Raw genomic sequence first — 2017 nt, forward strand, 5'->3', positions numbered from 1 at the left:
ATCTACTTGGGCAGCCTCTTTGTGGTGGGGGTGCTGGGCTGGTGGCGACTGTTGCGGGGGCAGCGGAGCAGTTTTGCCGATTCTGATCGCGTCAGCGGGGCGGAGCCCTTATCTTGGGCTTTTGCGACAGCTTGGATCACCCTCAGCTTGACCGTGGTGGCCTTCAGTCTGCATTTGGCCCAGCTCTACCCTTACTTTAATGGGCGAGAGCTGCTGCGTGTGATGCTTTCTCCCTACGGTTGGGGTACAGGGCTGCGGCTGGTGGGGCTAGGGATCCTGATCTGGGCCTGTGAGGGAGGTGCCGTCTGGGCCAGCGGTATGGGGTCGGTGTTGGTGCTCGGCTCCTTTTTGCCCATTGGCCATGCTCTCACCAGTGAGCATCCGATGGGGACAATGGCGCTGCTGGGGCTGCATCTGGCCGGTTCAGCTTTCTGGTTGGGAGGGTTGTGGGGGCTGGAGCGCCTGCTGGGCAAGGAATCTGCTCCCTACCCATCTGTAGGCATCATCCAACGGTTTTCTGACGTGGCCACCTGGGCAGTGCCCGGACTGATCCTGGCAGGGGTGGGGATGGGTGGGATCCACCGCGGCTGGGACTGGGATCATCCGTATGGGCAGTATCTCTGGGCCAAGCTGCTGCTGGTGCTGATGATGGTGGGGTTGGGCGCCCACAACAAGTTTCGGCTGGTGCCGGCATTGCAACAGGGTGGGCAGACGGTGGGCCGGTCGCTGCGCCGGATCGTCCGCCTGGAGTTGGTGGGGCTGATTCTGGTGCTGGCCTTGACCAGCTTCCTGGTGGCCCAGGCTCCCCCCAGTCATGGGAGGCAGGGCATGGGATCCCCCCTGGAATCAGGTTGGCAGACCAGTTGTGAAGAGAGCTTGAACTGGCCGGAAGGCAGCCTGCACCTGAGGATTCTGCCCTGTCGTCCCGGAGAAAACCAGATCCAAGTTGAAGTGAAAGGGATCCCGGCTCAGGAATTGACCCTTGGGTTTTCCCTGCCAGAACAGGGGATCCCCCCTCTACGCCGTACTGTAGCGCCGGATAGGCCTGGCCAATTTGTGGTGGAAAATGTGCCTCTGGCCCTGGCGGGGGAATGGCAGATCGAGGTGAGACTGCTGATCAGCGATTTTGAAGAGCGGCGAGGTCAGATCGCGGTTTCTCTCTGACTGAATTGTTACAGACATTGAAGATCGCGAAAAGAAAAAGCAGAAAAAGACCCTGGATAGGAGCTGTGGGTTGCTCCGCCCAAGGGCGTCGGCCTGTGGCAGAATCGAGCCAGCTCGTAGTGGCAAAAGGCTGCTCCGCTCAGGCGACTGGCTTGGCTATGGAAGACAAGATCAGAGCGGGAAGTGTGCTCAGGGGACGCTATCGCATTCTCCATCCCCTCGGGGAAGGAGGGTTTGGCGTAACCTACAAGGCGGTGGATCAAGACACCTTCGATAGCCCTTGCGTCGTCAAGCGCCTTCGCCCCCTCTCCACGGATCCCTATACGTTGGCCACGGCTCGCAAGCTCTTTGAACGGGAAGCCAAGGTTCTCAACCGGCTCAACCACTTCGACCAGGTGCCCCGCCTTTTGGCCCACTTCGAGCAGGATCAGGATTTTTACTTGGTGCAAGAGTTTGTTGCCGGGCATGATCTCAGCCAGGAGCTGATCCCGGGCAAGCCGCTGAGCGAGGCCGAGGTTTTGAAACTGTTGTGGGATATTTTGGAGATCCTGCGCCATGTACACGCCCACCAGATCGTCCATCGGGATATCAAGCCGGCCAACCTGATGCGCCGCGATGCCGATGGCAAGTTGGTGTTGATCGACTTTGGGGCAGTCAAGGAAGTGGGGCGGTTGGTCAGCCATGCCCCCGGCCAAACCCAGTTGGCGACGGTGATTGGCTCGGTTGGCTACATGGCGCCCGAACAGCTCAACGGCAAGCCCCAGCCCTGCAGCGACCTGTACTCCGTAGGGGTGCTGGCCATCCAAGCCCTCACCGGTCGTCCTCCCCATAAGATCCGGGATGATCCCCGCAC

General features: G+C 60.4%; 2 protein-coding genes. Both read left to right on the forward strand.

Annotation, left to right across the window (positions count from 1 at the left end):
* Positions 1 to 1164 (forward strand): copper resistance D family protein (locus tag NW837_RS00310; RefSeq protein WP_414328722.1); only part of this gene is annotated, 1164 nt, incomplete at its 5' end.
* Between the two features lie 158 nt (positions 1165 to 1322).
* Positions 1323 to 2017 (forward strand): protein kinase domain-containing protein (locus NW837_RS00315; RefSeq protein ID WP_414328723.1); only part of this gene is annotated, 695 nt, incomplete at its 3' end.

Source organism: Synechococcus sp. R6-10 (assembly GCF_047461815.1).
Lineage (GTDB): Bacteria > Cyanobacteriota > Cyanobacteriia > Thermostichales > Thermostichaceae > Thermostichus.